The organism is Caballeronia arationis (assembly GCF_001544975.2).
Taxonomy (GTDB): Bacteria; Pseudomonadota; Gammaproteobacteria; order Burkholderiales; family Burkholderiaceae; genus Caballeronia; species Caballeronia arationis.
This window is the reverse complement of record NZ_FCOG02000051.1, coordinates 27227-44449: the sequence shown is the minus strand read 5'-3', so window position 1 is coordinate 44449 and position 17223 is coordinate 27227. Positions and strand designations below refer to the sequence as shown.

Genomic DNA, 17223 nt, shown 5'->3' with positions numbered 1-17223 from the left:
GCGACCGAGTCGTCAAATCCCGCCCTAAACGCTACACCGTTCGATACCTCAAAAAGAACATTAACTGAACGGCATTACCCGCATCGCGGGGCTTTTGTCTTTTCCGGGCCAGCCTCGCGCGCATCAGCGCCAGCTGCGAGGCATCGGTGCCGGTCGATGTCACTTCGCCTGCGGATGTGCGGCGAGCCACTGCTTCATGAACGCGATTTCCTTTTCCTGCGCCGCGATGATGTCCTTCGCGAGCTTGCGCAGCTTCGCGTCCTTCCCATACTTCAATTCGACCTTGGCCATCTCCACCGCGCCCTCGTGATGCGGGATCATGTGAGCGACGAAATCGCGATCGGCGTCGCCCGTGTACTGGATGTTCGACATGCCGGACATCATCGACTGATCCGCAGTCCGGAACGCGGCCGTGGACGGCGCGTCCTTGCCCGAATCGGACATCCCGGCCATCGCGTCGTGCGAAGGTGCGGCCGTCTGCGCGGACACGGTGGAAATCGCCGCGCATGCAATCGTCAAGGCTGTGAGCAGTTTTAGTTGTGATTTCATTGCATCTCCTGGGGTGTAGGAGCCGCTAGCGTAAAGCTTGCCACCACGGTAAGGTAAAGCGTTTTCGTCCAACGAATCGGTGGCTCGCGACATGAACATTACACTGGCCAGCAAGCGGTACGCGCGGCGCTTCGCAGTGGGCGGGGCTGCATTGGCGTGGGTCGCCGGTATCGCGCAGCCGGCACTGGCGAAGCCGGGCGGTGAGCCACTCGTCCTCGATACGCAGACGGGCATCCACAGCGGCGTGCCGGGAACCGTGCTTCAGACCGGCCCGCTGGCCGGGCCGGGCATGGTCCAGGCGCGGCCCATGGCGACCCTTCCGGAACTGCCGCAGCAGGAGCAGGTGCCGATCATCGTATCGCCGTATGTCACCTATCCCGGTTCGCAGACCACGGACCAGCCCACTCAGCCGCCGCGTTTTTATCGGCCGACGCCGCACTGAACAAACGGCCGCGCTTCAGTCGCCGCGATGTTCCAGCTTGAATGCGGCTTTCCCGTCCTGCCCGAGCGTCTTCACGAGATACGGCAGTGCGTCCTTCAGCGCACCCGCGAGCGTGTAAGGCGGATTGAAAATGAACATGCCGCTGCCAAAGAGACCGAAGCCGTCGGCGGGATGGGTGCTCACGGTCAGCGCGACCTGCAACCAGTTCTTCGGCTGGAGGCGTTTCAACTGATCCGGGAAGCGCTGTGACTCGAGGCGCGTGACCTGCGGGTACCAGACCGCGTAAGTCCCTGTTGCGAATCGCTTCAGGCTTTCCTCGATGCAGTTCAGCGTGCGCGCATAGTCGCGCTTGTCTTCGTAAGACGGATCGACAAGCACGAGTCCGCGGCGCGGCGGCGGGGGAAGCAGCGCCTTGATCCCATCGAAGCCGTCGCCTTCGTAGATCATTGCGCGCCGGCCAGCGTCACGGAAGTTATGGCGTAATACATCGATTTCGGTGGTATGCAGCTCGAAAAGGCGCATCCGGTCCTGTTCGCGCAACATGCGCCACGCGAGATACGGCGAGCCCGGGTAGAACTGCAGGGTGCCGTCCGGATTCAGGGCCCTGATTTCGTCGACGTAATCCGCGAGCATGGACGGCAAGTCCGTGCGGCTCCAAAGACGCGCGATGCCCGTTTCGAACTCGGCGGTTTTCGCCGCGTAACCCTCAGTCAGCGAGTAGACGCCAGCGCCGGCGTGCGTGTCGATGTACCAGTAAGACTTGTCCTTCTGGCCCAGATGACGCAGCAACTGAACGACGACCGAGTGTTTCAGCACGTCGGCGTGATTGCCTGCATGGAAGGCGTGGCGATAGCTGAGCATGGCGAGTGAACCGAAAGACAAAAGTGGAGCGGGCGCGGCGCGCGGCAGGGCGGTCATTGTAGCGGAAGGCTTCGGTCGTCCTTCGTCGAGAAGCAGGCGCTCCAAAGCCGGTTGCTGCATCGCGTAACGGGCTTCATGCACAATAGCCTCATCGAACGGCGCGCGGTAGTCGGCCGAATGGCGTAGGACGTTTCGAGAAAGAGCCAGGGCGTCCGCCTATGCCATCCGGCCAGCTTGTTGCGCCGCGCGTCGCGTGTTGTCATTCGTCACCCACGAGGAGGTTCGCATGTCACTGAACACGAAGCTGGACGGGAAGGTCGCGGTCGTCACGGGCGCGGCGAGCGGTATCGGCAAGCAGATTGCGTTGACGCTGGCCGACGCGGGCGCAGCGGTCGCCATCGCCGACCTGAACCAGGGCGGTGCGGACGCCGTCGCCGAGGAAATCCGCGGCAAGGGCGGCCGGGCGATCGGTGTCGCAATGGACGTGACGAGCGAAGAGGCTGTGAACGAAGGCATCGACCGGGTTGCGGCAGAGCTGGGTTCGGTGGACATCCTCATTTCGAACGCGGGCATCCAGATCGTCAATCCGATCGAGAACTACGCGTTCTCGGACTGGAAGAAGATGCAGGCGATCCACGTCGACGGCGCGTTTCTCACCACCAAGGCGGCGCTCAAGCACATGTACAAGGACGATCGCGGCGGCGTCGTGATCTACATGGGGTCGGTGCACTCGCACGAGGCGTCGCCGCTCAAGTCGGCCTACGTGACGGCCAAGCACGGTCTGCTCGGGCTCGCGCGCGTCCTCGCGAAAGAAGGCGCGAAGCACAACGTGCGCTCGCATGTGGTGTGTCCGGGCTTCGTGCGCACGCCGCTCGTCGACAAGCAGATTCCCGAGCAGGCGAAGGAACTCGGCATCAGCGAGGAAGAGGTCGTGAAGCGCGTGATGCTCGGCGGAACGGTCGACGGCGTGTTCACCACCGTCGAGGACGTCGCGCAAACCGTGCTCTTCCTTTCGGCGTTCCCGACTGCGGCGCTCACCGGTCAATCGTTCGTCGTCAGCCACGGCTGGTACATGCAGTGACCGGAGGGCATGGAATGGCAGTGAACGAATCGGTATTGAGTCCACGTGACGCCGGGAGCGGTATCGAGGACACGTCGCCCTCGCATCGCAACCGCATCGACCTTCCGCCCTACGAAACCATCGCGTTGATGCTGCAGGGCGGAGGCGCGCTCGGCGCCTATCAGGCGGGCGTGTATCAGGGGCTCGACGAAGCGGGCATCCGCCCGAACTGGCTGGCCGGCATTTCGATCGGCGCGCTCAACACGGCGATCATCGCGGGTAACGCTCCAGAGGACCGTGTGCCGCGGCTGCTCGAATTCTGGGAGACCATCTGCCAGCCCGCGTTCGGGCTGCCGCTGCCGGGTTTCGTCGAGCACGCGTTCTTCAATGCCACCGACGAAATCCGCAAGGCGTTCACGGCGATGCAGGCGTTCGGCGCGCTCGTGGAAGGGCAGAAGGGCTTTTTCGTGCCACGCATGCCGCCGCCGTCGCCGCTCGCGGCAGGCATGCCGCAAGCGGCCAGCTACTACGACACGGCCCCGCTCAAGGCAACGCTCGAACGCTTGTGCGACTTCGACCGCATCAATTCGGGCGAAATGCGGGTGTCGGTTGGCGCGGTGAATGTCGCAACCGGCAACTTCGCCTATTTCGACAACTCCCGCATCAGGCTGCGCGCCGAGCATTTCATGGCGTCGGGCGCGCTGCCGCCGGGCTTCGCCGCCGTGGAAATCGACGGCGAATATTTCTGGGATGGCGGACTGATGTCGAACACGCCGCTCTATGAAATCGCGATGGCGACACCGCGCCGCGACACGCTCGCGTTCCAGGTCGACTTGTGGAGCGCGCGCGGGCCGGTGCCGGACAGCATCGTCGACGTGATGGGCCGCGTGAAGGACGTTCAGTTTTCGAGCCGCACGCGCATGGTCACCGACATGATGCAACGCTCGCAGCGCTACCGGAACGTGCTCCGCCACGTACTGGACCAGGTGCCGGAGAAGCAACGCCAGAGCGACGAGTGGTGCAGGCTCGCCGAAGAACTCGCGTGCTCCAAGCGCTACAACGTGATCCACCTCATTTACCGGCACAAGGAGTACGAGGGGCACTACAAGGACTTTCAGTTCGGGCTTTCGACGATGCGCGAGCACTGGGCGAGCGGCCTGGAGGACATTCGCGGATCGCTCGCGCATCGCGACTGGCTCGACATGCCGAATGGAGAATCGCGTTTCGTGACGCACGATATCCATCGCGACAGGCGCTGACATTCGAATCGCGCCGGACAAAAAAATGGCGCCCGCTGCGGGCGCCATTTTTACGAGGCTGACGACGAGCGTCGCGTTACTTCAGCACGTGCGCGATGGCGCCGGCCACGACGTCGAGGTTGCGCGTGTTCAGCGCGGCCACGCAGATGCGGCCGGTGCTGACGGCGTAAATGCCGAACTCTTCACGCAGGCGGTCGACTTGCGGCGCGGTCAGGCCGGAGTACGAGAACATGCCGCGCTGACGGCTCACGAAGCTGAAATCGCGATCGACGCCGCTCGCCTTCAGGCGCTCGACGAGGCCGCTGCGCATCGCGCGGATGCGGTCGCGCATTTCGCCGAGCTCCTGCTCCCAGGTCGCGCGCAGTTCCGGCGATGCGAGCACGGCCGCGACGACGGCGCCGCCGTGCGTCGGCGGGTTCGAGTAGTTCGTGCGGATCACGCGCTTCAGTTGCGACAGCACGCGGACCGATTCTTCCTTGGCCGTCGTGATGATCGAGAGCGCGCCGACGCGTTCACCATAGAGCGAGAACGACTTCGAGAACGACGACGACACGAACACATTGAAGCCCGCGCCCGCGAAAACGCGAACCGCTTCCGCGTCAGCTTCGATGCTGTCGCCGAAGCCCTGGTAGGCGATGTCGAGGAACGGCACGAGGCCGCGCGCCTTCACTACGTCGACGATCTGGCGCCACTGGTCCGCCGTCAGGTCGACGCCGGTCGGGTTGTGGCAGCACGCGTGCAGCACCACGATCGTGCCCGCCGGATAGCCGTTGAGCGCCGACAGCATGCCTTCGAAGTTCACGCCGTGGCTCGCGGCGTCGTAGTACGGGTAGTTCACCACCTCGAAACCGGCGCTTTCGAAGAGCGCGCGGTGGTTTTCCCAGCTCGGATCGCTGATCGCGACCATCGCACCCGGATTGACGCGCTTCAGGAAGTCCGCGCCGATTTTCAGCGCGCCCGTGCCGCCGAGAGCCTGCGCCGTGACGACCTGGCCGGCCGCGATCAGGGGCGAATCGTTGCCGAGCAGGAGTTTCTGCACGGCCGCGTCATAGGCGGCGATCCCGTCGATCGGCAGATAGCCGCGCGGCAGCGCAGCGTCGACACGGGCTTTTTCCGCGTCGCGCACGGCGCGCAGGAGCGGAATCTTGCCTTCTTCGTTCGTGTACACGCCGACGCCCAGGTTGACCTTGGTCGTGCGCGTGTCGGCGTTGAAAGCTTCGTTGAGGCCCAGAATCGGGTCGCGGGGAGCGAGTTCGACGGCAGAGAAAAGAGACATGATTTTTCGGCAGTAGTGAGAAGACGTGCTGCAAAGGACCTGCGGGGAGGGCGAAGGCGGCCGGCGGAAGAATTCAACGGCGTCGCGCCGGTCACAGCCCGACGAAGCTGAAAGCGAGCCGTGGCAAGCTCAAGTCGACATTGTAGCGAATCGCTAACGCGTTTTCGGCGGCGTCGAAGCGGCGAATGCGTCGATTTTTGCTTTTTTGCAGCGCGATTTGCGTGGAAATCAGGCCCGGATCGACCCGGCGGACGTATTGCCCGAACTCCCCGCCACGGTCTTGGCATCCGGCAGATCGGCCTCATCTCGAAAACATTGGGTGCCCGCGCATGCGCCGCGCGCCCGCCCGCGCAACTCCGAACCCGCCATCCACGTGCGCCAGCGCGAACCGCTAGAATAGGTGTTTGCTCTCGGCGAAGGCTACGTTTTCCTCATGTCCGATACCCTCATCGAAGCTCCCGAAGCCCTCGACGAATCGAAGTTCATCACATTCGATGGCTCCCCGTTTCAGCTCTACCAGCCCTATCCGCCCGCCGGCGACCAGCCCGAAGCGATTAAAACGCTCGTCGAAGGCATTGGAGATGGTCTCTCGTTCCAGACGCTCCTTGGCGTGACCGGCTCTGGCAAGACCTTCACGATGGCGAACGTGATCGCCCGTCTCGGGCGGCCGGCCATCGTGTTCGCGCCGAACAAGACGCTCGCCGCGCAGTTGTACGCGGAGTTCCGCGAGTTTTTCCCGCGCAATGCCGTCGAGTATTTCGTCTCGTACTACGACTATTACCAGCCGGAAGCGTACGTGCCGCAGCGCGACCTTTTCATTGAAAAGGACTCTTCGATCAACGAGCACATCGAGCAGATGCGGCTTTCCGCTACCAAGAGTTTGCTGGAACGGCGCGACGTCGTGATCGTCGCGACCGTTTCGGCGATCTACGGTATCGGGAATCCGTCGGAATATCACAAGATGATTCTGACGCTGCGCACCGGCGACAAGCTCGGCCAGCGCGACATCATCGCGCGCCTGATCGCGATGCAATACAACCGCAATGAAGCCGATTTCCAGCGCGGCTCGTTTCGCGTGCGCGGCGACACCATCGACATCTTTCCGGCCGAGCACGCGGAAATGGCGGTGCGCGTCGAACTGTTCGACGACGAAATCGAGTCGATGCAGCTCTTCGATCCGCTCACCGGCCGCGTGCGCCAGAAAATTCCGCGTTTCACCGTCTATCCGTCGTCGCACTACGTGACGCCGCGCGACACCGTGATGCGCGCAATCGAAACGATCAAGGCCGAACTGCGAGAGCGGCTCGAGTTTTTCCACAAGGACGGCAAGCTCGTCGAGGCGCAGCGGCTCGAACAGCGCACGCGGTTCGATCTCGAAATGCTGCAGGAACTAGGCTTCTGCAAGGGAATCGAGAATTACTCGCGGCATTTCTCGGGCGCGGCACCCGGAGAGCCGCCGCCGACGCTCGTCGACTATCTGCCGCCCGACGCAATCATGCTGCTCGACGAGTCGCACGTGCTGATCGGCCAGCTGAACGGCATGTACAACGGCGACCGCGCGCGCAAGGAAAACCTCGTCGACTACGGGTTCCGGATGCCGTCCGCGCTCGATAACCGGCCGCTCAAGTTCAACGAATTCGAGCGCAAGATGCGCCAGGCGGTCTTCGTGTCCGCGACGCCGGCCGATTACGAAAAGCGCACGTCCGGCCAGGTCGCCGAGCAACTGGTGCGGCCGACCGGTCTCGTCGATCCGGAAATCGAGGTGCGTCCGGCGCGCTCGCAGGTCGACGACGTGCTCTCCGAGATCAACGCGCGCGTGAACGCGGGCGAGCGCGTGCTCGTCACCGTGCTGACCAAGCGCATGGCCGAGCAACTGACCGAGTTTCTCGCCGATCACGGCGTGAAGGTGCGCTATCTGCACAGCGACATCGACACGGTGGAGCGCGTCGAGATCATCCGCGACCTGCGGCTCGGCAGCTTCGATGTGCTAGTCGGCATCAACCTGCTTCGCGAGGGGCTGGATATTCCGGAGGTGTCGCTGGTCGCGATTCTCGACGCCGACAAGGAAGGGTTCCTGCGCGCCGAGCGCTCGCTGATCCAGACCATCGGCCGGGCGGCGCGCAACGTGAACGGCAAGGCGATCCTCTACGCCGACAACATGACCGATTCGATGAAGCGCGCGATCGGCGAAACCGAACGGCGGCGTGCGAAGCAGGTCGCGCATAACGAGAAGATGGGCATCACGCCGCGCGGGGTGACGAAGCGCATCAAGGACATCATCGACGGCGTCTACAACGTCGACGACGCCCGCGCCGAACTGAAGGAAGCGCAGACGCGCGCGAAGTTCGAAGACATGTCCGAGAAGCAGCTCGCGAAGGAAATCAAGCGGCTCGAAAAGCAGATGATGGACCACGCCAAGAATCTCGAATTCGAGAAGGCGGCGCAAACGCGCGACCAATTGTCGCTTTTGCGGCAGCGCGTGTTCGGCGCAAACGTCGGCGATCACGTGCCCGGCGTGAACTGATGATGTTTTCGTAGGAACAAAAAGCGGCGAATCTCAAGGATTCGCCGTTTTTTTCACACCAATCGGATCTGCTTCGCCGCCGGAAACCCCCGCCGCAACAGGGCTGTAAGCCGGATCAAATTGTTCCGCCGATCGAACGGTGCTACACTCCGCAAATATTGAGAATGGTTCCTATTAACGTTCCGTTGTCATTCTCATTGTCATTCTGGCGGCCGAGTTCCGAGTCGGCTGACGATCAACCTGGGCGCGCGGCGCGTGTCATTCATCGATAAGAAGAGGGAGTAACTCATGGTGGGTTCAACTTTGATGCGCGGCACGTTCGCCGCACTGGCGCTTGCCGCAGCGACGTCCGCGATCGCCGCTGAGTATCCGATCGGCAAGCAGCACATCGAAGGCGGCATGGAGACTGGCGCGGTTTATCTGCAGCCGATCACGATGGCGCCGGAAGGCATGATGCGCAAGGCATCGGAATCGGATATCCACCTCGAAGCGGACATCCACGCAGTCAAGAACAATCCGACCGGTTTCGCGGAAGGCGACTGGATGCCGTACCTGCAAGTGTCGTATGAACTGACGAAGGTCGGTTCGACGGAGTCGATCAAGGGCGACATGATGGCGATGGTCGCAAGCGACGGCCCGCACTACGGCGACAACGTGAAGCTGTTCGGCCCGGGCAAGTATCACCTGAAGCTGCACATCTCAGCGCCGGCGCAGACGGGCCATATGGCATTCGGCCGTCACGTCGACAAGGAAACGGGCGTGGGTCCGTGGTTCAAGCCGTTCACCATCGAATACGACTTCCCGTTCGCCGGCATCGGCAAGAAGGGCGGGTACTAAGCGCGGTTTGAGGTGCGCCTTGCTCGATGCGGGGCGCGTCCATTTCAGGAAGGCTGCATGAAAGTGAAAACCCAGATGGCCGCGCTCGCGCTGTCGGCGCTCTTTGCCGGCATCGCCCACGCGGACGATCTTCCGACGTTCAAGCTCGAAATGAACGACGGCACGCTCAATCCGGCGCGCATCGAAGTGCCGGCGGGTAAGCGCATCAAGATTGAAGTGCACAACATCGGAAAGGGTGCCGCGGAGTTCGAGAGCATCCAGTTGCGCAAGGAAAAAGTGCTGGCGCCGGGCGCCGACTCTTTTGTCGTGATCGCGCCGCTATCCCCGGGCGAGTACAAGTTTTTCGACGATTTTCATCAGTCTGCACAGGGCGTGATCGTCGCGAAGTAGTGGTCTGCGCACGGCGGCGCGTGATTCTCCGCGTCGCGTGCGAAGCAGAATTGGCTGGAGGTTCTGAATGGGTCAGGTTCTTTTCATCGTCTGGCGCGAGAGCGTCGAGGCTTTGCTCGTCGTCGGCATCTTGTATGCCTGGCTCAAGAACGGCGATCATCATGCGCGGCGCGGCTTGCCGTATCTGTGGGCCGGCGTCGGGATCGGCCTCTTTGCCGCGGTCGCGCTCGGCGCGGCGCTCGTCGGCTTCACGGAAGTGCTGTCGGGCAACGCCCAGGACTACTTCCAGACCGCGATGGTGCTCGTCGCCTGCGTGCTGATCGTGCAAATGGTGCTGTGGATGAAGCGCCACGGCCGCACGCTCAAGCGCGACATGGAAGCGTCGCTGCAAAAGTCCACGCAGGACGGACACTGGTGGGGCGTCGCGGTGCTGGTTGCGCTCGCGATCGCGCGCGAAGGCAGCGAGACGGCCGTGTTCCTCTATGGCGTGGGCTTCGGGCAGTCGGGACACGTGGCGCCGTCGCAGTATCTCGCGGTGATCATCGGCCTCGGCCTCGCGTTTCTCACGTTCTACATCCTGCAGCTCGGCGGCAAGTATTTCTCGTGGCGGATCTTCTTCCGCGTCACCGAAATCATGCTGCTTTTCCTCGCCGCGGGACTGTTCGAAACCGGCGTCGACAAGCTGATCGACATGGAAGTTCTGCCGGTCGTGATCAACCAGTTCTGGGACACGTCTCGCATCCTCGACGACTCCAGCACGTTCGGCTCGCTCGTCGCGACGCTGACGGGTTATCGCGCGCATCCCGCCGGGATGAATTTGATCGCGTACGCCGCGTACTGGCTCGTGATCTACCTCCTGATGCGCCGGTCGAAGACGGGCATGGCGCAGAAGGCTGCGGGCCGTCCAGCATGAACAGTGTCCTTGAACGGCCGGGCCGGCTGCGCCAAGCCGGTCAATGGATGCAACAGCACGGCAGCACGATCCGCGGAGTCCAGTGGGTCGTGGTTGCCGTGTACGCTTTCCTGATCCTCGTGCCGGCCGTGATGCCGCTGCCTGACGGCTCCGCGCATCTCTGGAGCAACCTGACGCTCGCCGCGCAGTTCGTGTTCTGGGGCATCTGGTGGCCGTTCGTGCTGCTGTCGATGGTGATGCTCGGGCGCGTGTGGTGCGGCGTGCTGTGTCCGGAAGGCGCGCTGTCGGAATATGCGAGCAGGTTTGGCCGCGGCTGGGCGATTCCGCGCTGGATGCGCTGGGGTGGCTGGCCGTTCGTGGCATTCGGCCTCACGACGATCTACGGCCAGATGGTCAGCGTCTATCAGTATCCGAAGGCCGTGCTGCTGGTGCTCGGTGGATCGACGGTCGGGGCGATGATCGTCGGCGTGCTGTACGGGCGCGAGAAGCGCGTCTGGTGCAAGTACCTGTGCCCCGTGAACGGGGTCTTTTCGCTTCTGGCGCGTCTCGCGCCGTTGCACTACAAGGTCGACGAAGACGCTTGGCGCCGCTCGTACAAAGAGGGCGAGCACGGCCATCGCGTGATTCCGATCAACTGCGCGCCGCTCGTGCCCCTGCGCAACATGAAGGGCGCCTCCGACTGCCACATGTGCGGCCGATGCAGCGGCCACCGCGACGCGATTGCGCTGACGTGGCGTTCGCCGTCGGAGGAAGTGGTCCAACTCGGTGACAAGCAGGCGAACGCCTGGGACACGGCGCTGATTCTCTATGGTCTGCTCGGCATCGCGATCGGCGCGTTCCACTGGACGGTCAGCACGTGGTTCGTCGATCTGAAACAGGTCTTCGCGACCTGGCTGATCGATCACGACATTCTCTGGCCGCTCGACACCAACGCGCCGTGGTTCCTCTTCACGCATTACCCGGAACAGAACGACGTCTTCTCGTGGCTCGACGGCGGCATGGTGATCGGCTATATCGTCGCGACGGGGCTCGTGTACGGCACGGTGCTGCTTGCGCTCGTCGCGCTCGCGACGCGCATGCTCGGCCGTTTCGACTGGACGCGTCTTCATCACCTGACCCAGGCGCTGATTCCGGTCGCGGGATGCGGCGTGTTCCTCGGCTTGTCGGCGACGACGGTTTCCCTCCTGCGCGCCGAACACGTGCCGCTCTGGTGGGTGACGGATTTGCGGCTCGGCCTGCTCGGCGTCGCAAACCTGTGGAGCGCGTGGCTCGCGTGGCGCGTGACTAGCCGGTATGCGGCGTCACGTATTGTTTCGCGCGTGGGGGCGATGGTATGGTTCGTGGCTACGCTGGCCGTTGCGGACAGCGCGTGGTACCTGATGTTCTGGGGCTTTACCCGCTAGCCATTTTTGACCAACCTGTGAGCCGATTGTGAGAACCAAACCCGTACTGACCGACGACGACATCAAGGCCATCGCCGCCGCAGCCGAAGCCCACGCGCACGAGCACAACTGGAACGTGACGGTCGCGATCGTCGACGACGGCGGACATCTGCTGTATCTGCACCGCCTCGAAGGCGCTGGCGCGAGCACGTCGGAAATGGCGGCGGGCAAGGCGCGCACGGCAGTGCTCGGCCGCCGCGAAACCAAGGTCTACGAAGACATGATCAAGCAGGGCCGCACCGCGTTCCTGAGCGCACCGATGACCGCGATGCTCGAAGGCGGCGTGCCGATCATGGTCGGCGCGGACATCGTCGGCGCGGTCGGCGTGTCGGGCGTGAAGTCGGATCAGGATGCGGCGATCGCGCGCGCGGGCATCGCGGCGCTGAAGATCGAAAACGTCTGAGTCGAAGACGGCTGCGTCGAGCGCATCACCGCGTCAAAACAAACGGCGCGCTTTCCGGGAAGGAAAGCGCGCCGTTTTCATTCATCTGGCCGCTGTGCTTCAGAAGAGCACGGCGCACCCGCGGGAACCAAAAAAAGCGGCGTCGCTGGCTATCGACGACTGGCTGGTGTTTGCACGAAGGGGTCTAATTTCTCGCGTGCAAGTCGTCCTCGCTGGCTAATGCCAAACACCTCTTGGAGAGGTGGTCCCCACAATACCCGGTACTGCGATTCTGTCGTTCGTTCGAGCGCTACTTCGTCAGGATCAGCTTGCCGAGACGCGTGGCGCGCAACTGGTAGGTCTCCCCGTTGTGCACGATGCTGATGTGGCTATGGCCCTGCAGCAGCGCATCGCTTCGCACCGAGCGCTCGCTGCCCTGTTCCGCCGACGCCGATACGTGCACCGTCGTCACAGCCGCCTGTTTCGGTCGCGTGATGGCGGCATCGCGGACCACCGGGCGACGCAGCCGAAGCGTGGAAGAGCGCAGGGTGTCGGTCATGTCGGAGTGCTCGTTCGTTGATTCGATGGATTCATAGTAAATGATAACCATTCCTATTTACAACAACGATTTTTTCATCGAAATCAGTTTCTGATAGTCGAGTCGCGGACCGGATGCGCCGCGGCGGCGAACTCAGTGCAGCGGGCCTTCTTCGCTGCGGCCGTGCGCGTACTGACGGATGAGCCGTACGGTGTCGATGTCGGCTTCGCGATACGCGGATTTTACGATTTCCTGCGTCTGGCGGGCGTCGGCGCTGGCGGTGGCGTCATCGGCGACGGGCAGCGTCGTGCTGTAGGTGAAGCGCAGGAAGAGCTGGAGGTCGTCGGGCTGCTCGATCGCCATCGTGAGCGACCCGCCGACGTAGTCCGCCGTCGGCAGGATATCGTAGCGCACGCTCGTGCCTGCGTTCAGCGTCACGCGGTCGCGCACGATCGCCTGCCCATAGTGCAGCTCGCGTTCCATCACCTCGCCCTCGCGCGACAGGATCGTGCAGCTGTCGAGGCCGATCACGAATAGCTGCGGCTGTTCCGCACGCAGCACGAGGCCTTCCCACAGCTGCTCGCGCGTCAGCGATTCGACGAACGGATTGAGCGGGTCGTTGATCTGGATCAGGTGTTCGAAATTCAAGACGACGGGTTCCTTCTCGGATTCATGGCGGGCAGGGCGCGGTTCAGGCCGGGACGATGCCGGTATCGATGCGGATCGCGCCGGTCAGGATCTTGTGGACCGGACACGCATTGGCAATTTGCAAAAGGCGTTCCCGCTGTTCGTCGCTGAGCGCGCCAGTCAGCACGATCCGGCGGTCAATTACGCTGCCTTCGGCCGAGCTCGCGAGCGAGAGCGTGACGCGCACTGCGTCGAGCGGCCAGTCCTTGCGCTTTGCGTACATCTTGAGCGTGATCGAGGTGCAGGCGCCGAGGCTCGAAAGCAGAAGCGATGCGGGAGCCGGGCCGGTGTCGCGGCCGCCGAGCGTTTCGGGTTCGTCGGCGATCCACTTGTGCATGCCATCGTCGAGTTGAACCTGATAGTCGGTCGAGCCGATGGTGGCGATCACGGACGGTTCAGCCATGCAGTGCTCCTCTTGTAGGTTTTCGGGCGACGCATCGCCCACAAAAAAAACGGCGCGGCGCAAACGGTTATTGTGACGCAATGTCGCCGTTCGTGCCGCGCCACGTGGCTCGTGCGTCGCGATTGTTTCAACTCCTGGACGCAATCAGTGCGTGATCGCGCCCATGCGTCCCGCCTGGTAGTCGATCACCGCCTGACGGATCTCGTCCTCCGTGTTCATCACGAACGGACCGTAACGCACCACAGGCTCCTTCAGCGGCACGCCGCCGATCAGCAGTACTTCCAGCGGCTCGTCGCCGGCCGCAAGCGTCACGCTCTCGCCGTCGTCGTTGAAGAGCACCATCTGCTGAGCGCGCACCGGCGTCCGGTCAGCGCCGTAGAAACCCGCGCCGGCGAGCGGATAGGCGAACACACGGAAATCGCGCGGCACGCGCGTCTCGACCGACGCGCCCGGCTGCAGCGAAAAGTGCTGGTACAAAATCGGCGTGCGGGTCTCGATGGCGGCCTTCACGCCGAGCGCCTCGCCTGCAATCACCTTCACGCGCACACGGCCGTCGTCGCTGACGGCGACCGGGATTTTCCCCGATGCGATCTCCTGATAATGCGGCGCAATCATCTTGTCGCGGCGCGGCAGGTTCACCCAGAGTTGCAGGCCATGCACGCGACCGCCCGTGCGCGTGAATTCGGGATCGGGCATTTCGCTGTGCACGACACCCGCGCCCGCCGTCATCCACTGGACGTCGCCTTCGCGCAGCGTGCCGGAGTGGCCCGCCGAATCCTTGTGGCCGAACTGGCCCTCGAGCACGTAGGTGACCGTCTCGAAACCGCGATGCGGATGATCCGGCGCGCCTTTCGCCTCGCCGGGCGCGTAGTCGACCGGGCCCATTTCGTCCAGCAGCAGGAATGGGTCGAAGTCCATCAGTAGGCGCGTGGGAAACGGGCGATGCACGACAAAACCGCCGCCTTCGACAGTCCGGAGGGCGGGAATAGTGCGTTCGATAGTACGGGTAGTGCTCATGGGACCTCGCGTCGCTATCAGGGAATAGCGCTAAATTTGAAACACAGAGCTATTATATGGGCCGGATTTGCGCGAAAAAGACGTTCAAACGCAATGGATTGTCCCGCCAGTGAAACGATATGAAAGCCGACACGCACGACCTGAATGATCTGATGTACTTCTCGCATGTCGTCGAGAATGGCGGTTTTTCCGCGGCCGAGCGGGTGCTCGGAATCTCGAAATCGCGGCTGTCGCGGCGCGTGTCTGAACTGGAGGCGTCGCTCGGCGTGCGGCTCCTGCAGCGTTCGACGCGCAAGCTCGCGCTCACCGAAGCGGGCCAACTCTTCTACCAGCACTGCCAGGCGATGCTCGCCGAGGCGCAGGCGGCCGTGAACGTCGTGCAGAGCCTGCGTGATTCGCCGCGCGGCACCGTGCGCGTGAGCGTGCCGGTGACGATCGCGCAGACATTCCTCTCGGCCGTTATGCCGGACTTCCTGCATCGCTATCCCGAAGTGCGCGTCGTGCTGCGCGTGACCAACCGCGTGGTCGACCTGTTCGAGGACGCCGTCGACGTCGCGCTGCGCGTGCGTTCCGAGCCGCCCGCGAATTCGAACGTCGTCGCGCGGCCGCTGTGGCGCACGGAGCAGATGCTGGTGGCGGCGCCTTCGCTTCTCAGGCCGAACGCGCCGCCGCTCACGCCGTCGGAGCTCGCGCAGTTCGACACCCTCGACACGCCGTCCAGCGACGGCCGTCACGTCTATCGCCTGATCGCGCCCGACGGCACGCGCCACGAATTCGAGCACGAGCCGCGCCTCGTGACCGCCGATCTGTCGATGATTCGCGAAGCCGTGCTGCGCGGCGTCGGCATTGCGGCGCTGCCGGAGATGATGTACGGCGCGCCGCTGCGTTCGGGCCAGCTGTCGCCGGTGATGCCGGGCTGGACGTTCCCGGCGCCGCAACTGTACGCAGTGTTCCTGTCGCGGCAGGGGATGGTGCCGGCAATCCGGGCATTCGTCGATTTTCTGGTCGAGTCGATTGACGACGGACGGCGCTTCCCTGGAGAATGTCCTGTCGAGCGAGCGCCCGCGCGCGAAACAGTTTGACTATTCTCGGCGCGACACATCATTTCTCGCATTGAAGCGCGCGCTTGCGATGGACAGATTCAATCGGCCGAGGGTTGAACGTAAAAAATCGTGGCGTTATATTGAAATCCCTTCGCTAAGGAGCTTCTTATGCGAAAACTGACGGCTACTCTTATAGTTAGCCTGATAGGGTTGATCGCGCTGTCCGTGTCGACCACGGCTGCCGCATGTGGCGATTCTTCGAACTCCAGCTATTCGAGCCCGAAGTGACCGTCCGCCCGAATGCGCTGAGTGCGCACAAAAAAAGGCCTTCATCCGACGATGAAGGCCTTTTACTTTGCGGCAACTGAATCGATCGGTCCGCCTGTTATTTCCCCGCCTTGGGCTCCGTCACGAAGCCAATCTTCGACAAACCGCCTGCCTGAGCGGCCGACATCACGTCGGCGACGCGCTCATATGGCACCTTGCGGTCCGCGCGCAGATGCAGTTCCGGCTGCGGCGACTGCTGCGACGCCTGTGCGATGCGCGCGGCGAGGGCGGTGTCGTCGACCTTCTGGTCGTCCCAGAGGATCGTGCCGTCGGCCTCGACCGCGAGATTCACGTGCGCGGGCTTGGTGTCCTGCGGCTGGCTGCTCGCGTGCGGCAGGTCGATTTTCACGGCGTGGTTCATTGCCGGAATCGTCACGAGAAAAATGATCAGGAGAACCAGCATCACGTCGACGAGCGGCGTCATGTTGATCTCGCTCATCATGCCGTCGTCTTCGTCGCCGGCGAAAGGGCTCATTGCCATCGGAAACCTCGCTCTCAGCTGGCGCGCGTGGCGAGACGCAGGCTGTCGGTGGCGCCCGCGCCGGCAGGGCGCTTGGTCGACGAGAGCTTGGTGCCCGTCACGAAGAACGCATGCAGGCCGTGTGCGAAGCGATTGAGCTTGGTCACGATCGACTTGTTCGCACGCGTCAGCGCGTTATAGCCGAGCACCGCCGGAATCGCGACGAACAGGCCGAAGGCCGTCATGATGAGTGACTCGCCGACCGGGCCCGCAACCTGGTCGATCGACGTCTGGCCGGTCGCGCCGATCGTGAGCAGCGCGTGATAGATGCCCCAGACCGTGCCGAAAAGGCCGACGAACGGCGCCGTGCTGCCGATCGAGGCGAGCACGGCGAGCCCTGCCTGCATGCGGCCGACGCCTTCGTCCATGGTGTCTTTCAGGCAGCGCGTAACCCAGTCGGAGACGTCCATGCGGTCGTGCAGATGCGGCTGCGTCTGGTGATGATGGTCGGCGGCTTCCTGGCCGGAGAGGGCGAGCGCCAGATAGGGATTGTCGGCGGGGCTCGACGAATGGCTACCGAGCTTCTTGATGCCGTCGGCGAAGTCGTCGGAGTGCCAGAACGCGCGCTCGGCGTTCTTGGTCAAGCGCTTCAGGCGCACGACGTTCCACGCCTTCACGACGATCACCGTCCACGACAGCACCGACATGATCACGAGCGCGAGCGCGATGCCGCGTGTCACGAAATCGCCTTGCGCCCACACGTGCGCAATTCCGTAGTTTTCCATTTCAGTTCCTGTTGTATCTAAGAAATTT

Annotated in this window: 19 protein-coding genes; 10 read left to right on the top strand and 9 right to left on the bottom strand. The window is 63.3% G+C overall.

Annotated elements, in window-relative coordinates:
* Positions 1–159 precede the first annotated feature (159 nt).
* Positions 160–549, bottom strand: a complete 390-nt coding sequence (gene copM, locus AWB81_RS25390; protein ID WP_062639299.1) for a CopM family metallochaperone — start codon at positions 547–549, stop codon at positions 160–162.
* 91 nt (positions 550–640) lie between these two features.
* Here copM and AWB81_RS25385 point away from each other — a divergent pair, with 91 nt between their 5' ends.
* Entirely contained in the window at positions 641–991 is a 351-nt protein-coding gene (locus AWB81_RS25385; protein ID WP_235025912.1) for a hypothetical protein, read from the top strand.
* Between the two features lie 15 nt (positions 992–1006).
* On the opposite strand, the gene AWB81_RS25380 is transcribed toward AWB81_RS25385, so the two are convergent.
* Entirely contained in the window at positions 1007–1909 is a 903-nt protein-coding gene (locus AWB81_RS25380; RefSeq protein WP_374730512.1) for a 23S rRNA (adenine(2030)-N(6))-methyltransferase RlmJ, read from the bottom strand.
* Between the two features lie 229 nt (positions 1910–2138).
* Here AWB81_RS25380 and AWB81_RS25375 point away from each other — a divergent pair, with 229 nt between their 5' ends.
* Both AWB81_RS25375 and AWB81_RS25370 read left to right on the top strand, forming a co-directional pair.
* Positions 2139–2933: a 3-hydroxybutyrate dehydrogenase gene (locus AWB81_RS25375; RefSeq protein WP_062639298.1), complete on the top strand. Its 795-nt coding sequence runs from the start codon at positions 2139–2141 to the stop codon at positions 2931–2933.
* Positions 2934–2947: 14 nt separating this feature from the next.
* The gene (locus tag AWB81_RS25370) at positions 2948–4171 is read left to right on the top strand and encodes a DUF3734 domain-containing protein (protein ID WP_087135185.1); all 1224 of its coding nucleotides are present in this window, start codon (positions 2948–2950) and stop codon (positions 4169–4171) included.
* 76 nt (positions 4172–4247) lie between these two features.
* On the opposite strand, the gene AWB81_RS25365 is transcribed toward AWB81_RS25370, so the two are convergent.
* Positions 4248–5447 carry an amino acid aminotransferase gene (locus tag AWB81_RS25365; RefSeq protein ID WP_062639297.1) on the bottom strand — a complete coding sequence of 400 codons (1200 nt, stop codon included), beginning with the start codon at positions 5445–5447 and terminating at the stop codon, positions 4248–4250.
* 433 nt (positions 5448–5880) lie between these two features.
* Here AWB81_RS25365 and uvrB point away from each other — a divergent pair, with 433 nt between their 5' ends.
* From uvrB to AWB81_RS25335, 6 genes are all read left to right on the top strand, one after another.
* Entirely contained in the window at positions 5881–7971 is a 2091-nt protein-coding gene (gene uvrB, locus AWB81_RS25360; protein WP_062639304.1) for an excinuclease ABC subunit UvrB, read from the top strand.
* Between the two features lie 288 nt (positions 7972–8259).
* Positions 8260–8808 (top strand): iron transporter, encoded by a 549-nt coding sequence (locus tag AWB81_RS25355; RefSeq protein ID WP_062639296.1) that lies wholly within the window; start codon positions 8260–8262, stop codon positions 8806–8808.
* A gap of 57 nt (positions 8809–8865) precedes the next feature.
* Positions 8866–9198, top strand: coding sequence for a cupredoxin domain-containing protein (locus AWB81_RS25350; protein ID WP_062639295.1), 333 nt, complete (start codon positions 8866–8868; stop codon positions 9196–9198).
* Between the two features lie 67 nt (positions 9199–9265).
* Entirely contained in the window at positions 9266–10111 is an 846-nt protein-coding gene (locus AWB81_RS25345; RefSeq protein ID WP_062639294.1) for an FTR1 family iron permease, read from the top strand.
* Positions 10108–11514: a 4Fe-4S binding protein gene (locus AWB81_RS25340; protein WP_200822546.1), complete on the top strand. Its 1407-nt coding sequence runs from the start codon at positions 10108–10110 to the stop codon at positions 11512–11514. The genes AWB81_RS25345 and AWB81_RS25340 overlap by 4 nt, the downstream gene beginning before the upstream one ends.
* Before the next feature lie 28 nt (positions 11515–11542).
* Positions 11543–11956: a GlcG/HbpS family heme-binding protein gene (locus AWB81_RS25335; protein WP_062639293.1), complete on the top strand. Its 414-nt coding sequence runs from the start codon at positions 11543–11545 to the stop codon at positions 11954–11956.
* Between the two features lie 289 nt (positions 11957–12245).
* On the opposite strand, the gene hemP is transcribed toward AWB81_RS25335, so the two are convergent.
* The 4 genes from hemP to AWB81_RS25315 all read right to left on the bottom strand — a co-directional run bounded on the left by hemP (position 12246) and on the right by AWB81_RS25315 (position 14580).
* Positions 12246–12494: a hemin uptake protein HemP gene (gene hemP / locus AWB81_RS25330; RefSeq protein ID WP_062639302.1), complete on the bottom strand. Its 249-nt coding sequence runs from the start codon at positions 12492–12494 to the stop codon at positions 12246–12248.
* 132 nt (positions 12495–12626) lie between these two features.
* Positions 12627–13121 carry an SRPBCC family protein gene (locus AWB81_RS25325; RefSeq protein WP_062639292.1) on the bottom strand — a complete coding sequence of 165 codons (495 nt, stop codon included), beginning with the start codon at positions 13119–13121 and terminating at the stop codon, positions 12627–12629.
* Positions 13122–13164: 43 nt separating this feature from the next.
* Positions 13165–13563: an OsmC family protein gene (locus AWB81_RS25320; RefSeq protein ID WP_062639291.1), complete on the bottom strand. Its 399-nt coding sequence runs from the start codon at positions 13561–13563 to the stop codon at positions 13165–13167.
* 144 nt (positions 13564–13707) lie between these two features.
* On the bottom strand, positions 13708–14580 hold the full coding sequence (locus tag AWB81_RS25315; RefSeq protein ID WP_062639290.1) for a pirin family protein: 873 nt from the start codon (positions 14578–14580) through the stop codon (positions 13708–13710).
* A gap of 119 nt (positions 14581–14699) precedes the next feature.
* Between AWB81_RS25315 and AWB81_RS25310 the strand changes: the two genes are divergently transcribed.
* Positions 14700–15662, top strand: a complete 963-nt coding sequence (locus AWB81_RS25310; protein WP_062639289.1) for a LysR family transcriptional regulator — start codon at positions 14700–14702, stop codon at positions 15660–15662.
* A gap of 346 nt (positions 15663–16008) precedes the next feature.
* On the opposite strand, the gene AWB81_RS25305 is transcribed toward AWB81_RS25310, so the two are convergent.
* Positions 16009–16431, bottom strand: a complete 423-nt coding sequence (locus AWB81_RS25305) for an ExbD/TolR family protein (protein ID WP_062639288.1) — start codon at positions 16429–16431, stop codon at positions 16009–16011.
* A gap of 14 nt (positions 16432–16445) precedes the next feature.
* Positions 16446–17195, bottom strand: a complete 750-nt coding sequence (locus tag AWB81_RS25300; protein WP_062639287.1) for a MotA/TolQ/ExbB proton channel family protein — start codon at positions 17193–17195, stop codon at positions 16446–16448.
* Positions 17196–17223 lie beyond the last annotated feature (28 nt).